This is a genomic window from Mesorhizobium sp. P3_A9, from assembly GCF_056402975.1.
The window spans coordinates 1-5,629 of sequence record NZ_JBFUGJ010000368.1 but is presented as its reverse complement, the minus strand read 5'-3'; the positions used below and the strand labels follow the sequence as shown (position 1 = coordinate 5,629).

6 protein-coding genes are annotated in these 5,629 nt (G+C 62.6%); 4 read left to right on the top strand and 2 right to left on the bottom strand.

Annotation, left to right across the window (positions count from 1 at the left end):
• The coding region (locus tag AC1DX0_RS30040; RefSeq protein WP_477358068.1) for a 3-hydroxyisobutyryl-CoA hydrolase at nucleotides 1-876 on the bottom strand (876 nt) is incomplete at its 3' end.
• A 240-nt stretch (nucleotides 877-1,116) separates the two neighbouring features.
• Between AC1DX0_RS30040 and hemB the strand changes: the two genes are divergently transcribed.
• On the top strand, nucleotides 1,117-2,148 hold the full coding sequence (gene hemB, locus AC1DX0_RS30035; RefSeq protein WP_477221151.1) for a porphobilinogen synthase: 1,032 nt from the start codon (nucleotides 1,117-1,119) through the stop codon (nucleotides 2,146-2,148).
• Between the two features lie 49 nt (nucleotides 2,149-2,197).
• On the opposite strand, the gene AC1DX0_RS30030 is transcribed toward hemB, so the two are convergent.
• Nucleotides 2,198-2,842 (bottom strand): glutathione S-transferase, encoded by a 645-nt coding sequence (locus tag AC1DX0_RS30030; RefSeq protein ID WP_477358071.1) that lies wholly within the window; start codon nucleotides 2,840-2,842, stop codon nucleotides 2,198-2,200.
• A 196-nt stretch (nucleotides 2,843-3,038) separates the two neighbouring features.
• Between AC1DX0_RS30030 and AC1DX0_RS30025 the strand changes: the two genes are divergently transcribed.
• From AC1DX0_RS30025 to AC1DX0_RS30015, 3 genes are all read left to right on the top strand, one after another.
• A complete protein-coding gene (locus AC1DX0_RS30025; RefSeq protein ID WP_477221150.1) occupies nucleotides 3,039-4,247 on the top strand; it encodes a polyhydroxyalkanoate depolymerase in 1,209 nt (402 codons plus the stop codon).
• Between the two features lie 214 nt (nucleotides 4,248-4,461).
• Nucleotides 4,462-5,004 (top strand): glyoxalase superfamily protein, encoded by a 543-nt coding sequence (locus AC1DX0_RS30020; protein WP_477221149.1) that lies wholly within the window; start codon nucleotides 4,462-4,464, stop codon nucleotides 5,002-5,004.
• A 182-nt stretch (nucleotides 5,005-5,186) separates the two neighbouring features.
• On the top strand, nucleotides 5,187-5,629 hold a 443-nt coding region (locus AC1DX0_RS30015; protein WP_477358065.1), incomplete at its 3' end, for a dihydrofolate reductase family protein.

Genomic DNA, 5,629 nt, shown 5'->3' with positions numbered 1-5,629 from the left:
GCGGAACTCCATCTTCATGCATTCATCCATCGACAGCGTCTGGCCGGCACCGATCTCGCGCCAGGCAATGTGAAGGCTGGTCGGCGAGCGGCTTTTGATCATCGCCAGCGTCTTCTCGGCAAAGGCATCACCGCCGGCTGCGTCCTCAAGACTGGCGATGATGCCGGCGAGCGTGCCTTGCGAAAAATGGCGCGCGATCGAATCAAGGTCCTGCCGGTCCGTCTCGCGTTTGGCCGGGATGAAGAAATCGCGCAACTCGGCGTTCGGGTCATTGCTGATTATCAGCTCGTCGAGCAGCCCTGCCTGGTCGTCGGCCTTGATCGTGTGCGTGGCAAGGCCGGACCACAGCGCATCGCCATAACGGATACGCGCTCCCGTCAAGCCGAGGTACATGCCAAAGCTGCCGCCAAGATCCGGAAGCAGGTGGCTGGCACCGACATCGGGGAAGAAGCCGATGCCGACTTCGGGCATGGCGAACTGCGCATTCTCGGTCATTATGCGGTGTGAGCCATGGAAGGAGATGCCGACGCCGCCGCCCATGACGATGCCGTCGATCAGCGCGACATAGGGTTTCTTGAAGCGCGCGATGCGGGCGTTGAGCCTGTATTCATCAGCGAAGAAATCGACCGGCGGCTTGCCGGCGCGGCCGCACTCGTAGACGTGCAGGATATCGCCGCCGGCAGAAAAAGCCCTGCCCTCCGCCTTGACGATGACGACGTTGACGCTCGCATCCTGCTCCCAGGCATCAAGCGCCTTGCCGAGCGCCTTGACCATGCTGTGTGTGATGGCATTGAGCGCCTTCGGCCGCGTCAGCGTGATGACGCCGGCCCGGCCCAGCCGCTCGAAGCGGATCTCGTCGCCGCCGCCAAAATCCATCGCCAGAGAATCCCTCCCCCCGCGCCTGCGGGACTGAAGTGCTAAAGGCGGCGCATGGGTGCGTCAATGGTAGCAGTCTTCGACGAAGCGTTCCGCGTGGCAATGGCCAGCCTTGAGAAGTCCGCGCTGCCCTCTCGGTAACGGGGCGAAGCAAAGCTGGCACAATCGTGTCGCATTGGTCAGCACCAAGGGCTCGTGGTAAAAGCCGCCGAACGAGAGTTTTGGCCGAGAGTTTTGGCAATGAACAAATTCACCCCGACCAAGCCAGCCGGCGCGCGCAGCGTCGACGACATCACCGGCAGCCGCCGCCTGCGCCGCATGCGCAAGGCCGACTGGTCGCGCCGCCTGGTGCAGGAGAACCGGCTTTCGGTCGACGATTTGATCTGGCCGATCTTCGTCGTCGAGGGCAAAAATGTGCGCGAACCGATCGCCGCCATGCCCGGCGTCTTCCGCCTGTCGGTCGACCTTGCCGTCAAGGAGGCCGAACGGGCGGCGAAGCTCGGCATTCCGGCGCTGGCCACCTTCCCCAATGTCGAACTGGCCTTACGCGACCAGACCGGCTCGCACATCCTCGACCCGGAAAACATTATCAACCGCGCCACCCGCGCCATCAAGGACGCGGTGCCCGAGATCGGCATCATCACCGACGCCGCGCTCGACCCGTTCACCAGCCACGGCCATGACGGCATCCTGCGCGACGGCATCATCGTCAACGACGAAACGGTGGAACAGGTCGCGGCAGCGGCCGTCATCCAGGCCGCGGCCGGCGCCGACATCATCGCGCCGTCCGACATGATGGACGGCCGCATCGGCGCCATCCGCGACGCGCTCGACGCCAACGGTTTTCAGGACGTGGCGATCATGTCCTACGCGACGAAGTTCGCCTCGGCCTTCTACGGCCCCTACCGCGAGGCGGTCGGCACCGCGGGCCTGCTCAAGGGCGACAAGAAGACCTATTACATCGACCACGCCAATTCCGACGAGGCGGTGCGCGAGGCCGAGCAGGACATCGCCGAAGGCGCCGACATGCTGATGGTCAAGCCCGGCCTGCCCTATCTCGACATCATCCGCCGGCTGAAGGACGAATTCCAGATGCCGACCTTCGCCTACCAGGTGTCGGGCGAATATTCGATGATCAAGGCGGCGGGCGCCAACGGCTGGATCGACGGCGAGAAGGCGATGCTGGAGAGCCTGCTTGCCTTCAAGCGTGCCGGCTGCGACGGCATCTTGACCTATTTCGCGCCCGAAGTGGCGCAGATGCTGAAGGGGTAGCAGCGCGCCATTATACAGCCAGGCCCCGCTCTGCAACGGCCCGGTTGGCCTAAAATTCCACGTCCAGTTCGATGATATCCTCGGGCTCGGCCAAGGCGTCTTGCGTCCATTCCTGCATCAGCGGCCAGGCGAAGATGGTGTCGCAATAGGCGGTGAGCGGCGCTTCGAGTTCGACGGCATAGGTGCGGAAACGGGTACAGACAGGCGCATACATCGCGTCGGCCACGGTCGGTGACGCGCCGAACAGCCAGGGACCGCCATAGGCCTCCAGGCATTCGGACCAGATCGTCTTGATCCGCTCCACATCCGGGCGCGCGCCGGAAAATATCTTGAAGCTCTTGTGTCTGGCCTTCAGGCTCATCGGCAGCGCCGAGCGCAAATTGTGAAATCCCGAATGCATCTCGCCAGACACSGCGCGGCAATGGGCGCGAGCGACGCGGTCAGCCGGCAGGAGCCCCGCTCCCGGCATGGTCTCGGCCAGRTATTCGGCGATYGCCAGCGTGTCCCACACYGTCACCCCGTCATGGGTCAGMCGCGGCACCAGMACCGATGGCGACARAAGCAGCAAYTCCTGCCGCTGCYCRGSRTCATCGATGTCGAYGCGCTTTTCCTCGAACTCCAGCCCGSCCATGCGGCAGAGCAGCCAGCCGCGCAGCGACCAGGACGAATAGTTCTTCGACGAGATCGTCAACATGGCCTTGGCCGCAGGCCCTTTGGGCGCAGGCACCTTAGTCCCGGACGCCTTGGTTGCTGGCACTTTACTCATGTCATCTTCGTCATGCCGTCGACCCTCCGAGCCCTTTGCCGGCAACAATCCTCTCGCAATGCACAAAAATTTGCACTAGATTTTTTTGCACTGCCACATGGCCGCTGGGAATGGGACGTATTCGATGCTGTACCAGGCCTACCAGCTTCAGGACGACCTTATCGCCCCGACGCGCTTTTTCGCCGATCTGATGCGTTCGAAGATGGGCGGCGTGGTCTCGGGCGACGGCTTGAAACAGCGCCTGGCCGCGGGGCTGGAGATGATCGCCCGTCTCAAGCTCACCCATGCACGGCCGGATTTCGACATCAAATCCGTCAGGGTCGGCAATCGCGATGTGCCTGTCAGCGTCGAAACAGCGCTCGACCTGCCATTCGGCAAGCTTTTGCGCTTCGCCAAGGATATGGACACGCGCCAGCCGCGGGTGATGGTGATCGCCCCGTTGTCGGGCCATTTCTCGACGCTGCTGCGCGGCACGGTGGAAACGCTTCTGGCTGACCATGAGGTCTACATCACCGACTGGGCMAATGCCCGCGACGTGCCGCTTGTCGCCGGCCGCTTCGGGGTGGACGACTATGTCGACTACATCATTCGCTTCCTGCAGGCGATCGGCCCGGGCGCACACATACTGGCGGTTTGCCAGCCCTGCGTCCAGGCGCTTGCCGCCGTTGCTATCATGTCCGAGGACGGGCATCCAGCGACGCCACGCTCGATGACGCTGATGGCGGGTCCGATCGATCCGCGCGAAAGTCCTACCAAGGTCAACGAATTCGCCGTCAGCAAGTCGCTGTCCTGGTTCCAGAATTCCGTCATCTCGCATGTGCCCTGGCGCCACGCCGGCGGCGGACGCCGGGTCTATCCGGGCTTTCTCCAGCTTGCTGCGTTCATGGGCATGAACATGGACCGGCACACGAAAGCGCACCGCAAACTGCACGACCATCTGGCCGCCGGCGAGATCGCCGAGGCCGAGAAGATCAAGACTTTCTACAACGAGTATCTGGCGGTGCTCGACCTCACCGAGGAATTCTATCTCGAAACCATAGACCGTGTGTTCCAGAAGGCAGAGATCGCCACCGGGACCTACACTTTCCGTGGCAGCCTGGTCGACCCGGGCGCGATCCGCAACACCGCGCTGCTCACTGTCGAAGGCGGGCGCGACGATATCTGCGCACTCGGCCAGACCTCGGCCGCCCATGAATTGTGCCGGTCACTGCGTCCGCATCTAAAACGCCATCACCTGCAGGCCAATGTAGGCCACTATGGCGTCTTCAACGGCAAACGCTGGGAGCGTGAAATCTATCCGGTCGTGCGCAATCTCATCCTGTCGATGGAATAGCTTTTCATTCGACAACCGGCGATTTTTTGCGCTGACAGAACGCGCCGGCTCCGGCTATGATGCTCGCACGGCCGGAGGCGGCCGGCAGCCCGCACCTCGCCAAGAGGTATGGCGAACGCCTCCAGAGGATGCTTCCTGACCCGTTTCACCGTCGGGCGAAGGCGTCGGCAATGCGGGCACTGACGAAGACTTCGCCGTGACCGAGGAAACGGACATGCTTGCCTATCGTGATGCCAAGACCATGGCGAAAGCCATGCGGGAGGCGCTCGCCGCCCGCGACCTGACGATCAGCCACAGCGAGGCTCTTGAAATCGTCGCGCGCCAGTTCGGACTAGCGACCTGGAACATCCTGTCGGCGAAAATCGAGGCGCCGCCGGCCCGGCACGAAACCATCATCTTCGAACGGACGGCGCCGATCGTGCGCATCTTCGACGTCGCCAAGGCGCACGAATTCTACCTCGGCTATCTCGGTTTCGCCGTGGATTGGGAGCACCGCTACGGCGACAACTTCCCGCTTTACACGCAGGTGTCGCGCGGCAACCTTGTCCTGCATTTGTCCGAACATGCCGGCGACGCGACGCCAGGCGGCAACATGGTTATTTACATGAGAGGCATCCGCGCCTTTCACAAAGAGCTGGCGGCCAAGGATTACCGCTACATGAAGCCGGGTCTCGAGCACGAGGACGGGCGGCTGACGGTCGAGGTCATCGACCCGTTCAGCAACCATATCCGCTTCATGGAACTCACTGGCGAATAGCCTGATATGGCGGCTGTTTCGGCGGCCACCAGTGGCGATCCCAGCGCATCGCTACGCAACATTCCGGACGTCACTTGGCGAYGATGTCAGGACGTGTCTCCATCGTGGGGAACACCGCTTGCGATCTGCAATCGGTTTGCTACAAGAAAACCGATTGCAGACATAATTGGTTAGGAGGCCCCATGTCCAAACTTCGCGTCAACGCATTCACCCTATCGCTCGACGGTTATGGCGCCGGTCCCGATCAGGACCTGCAAAATCCGCTCGGCGTCGGTGGGCAATCCTTGCACAAGTGGTTTGTCGACACCCGCACCTTCCGTGAGATGGTGCTCGGGCAAGATGGCGGCACCACCGATATCAACGAGGCTTTCGCGGCGCGCAGCTTCGAGAATGTCGGCGCCTGGATCCTCGGCCGCAACATGTTCGGGCCGATCCGCGGCGAATGGCCTGACGACAGCTGGAAAGGCTGGTGGGGCGACAATCCACCCTACCATGTGCCGGTTTTCGTGCTGACGCACTACAAGCGTGCGCCGATCACGATGGAAGGTGGCACGACCTTTTGTTTTGTGACCGACGGCATCCATTCGGCGCTCGAGCAGGCGAAGGCGGCGGCCGGCGGCAAGGA

Coding starts and splice junctions, on each gene's coding strand:
- AC1DX0_RS30020 (WP_477221149.1), top strand. CDS start 4,462: ATGCTTGCCTATCGTGATGCCAAGACCATGGCGAAAGCCATGCGGGAG.
- hemB (WP_477221151.1), top strand. CDS start 1,117: ATGAACAAATTCACCCCGACCAAGCCAGCCGGCGCGCGCAGCGTCGAC.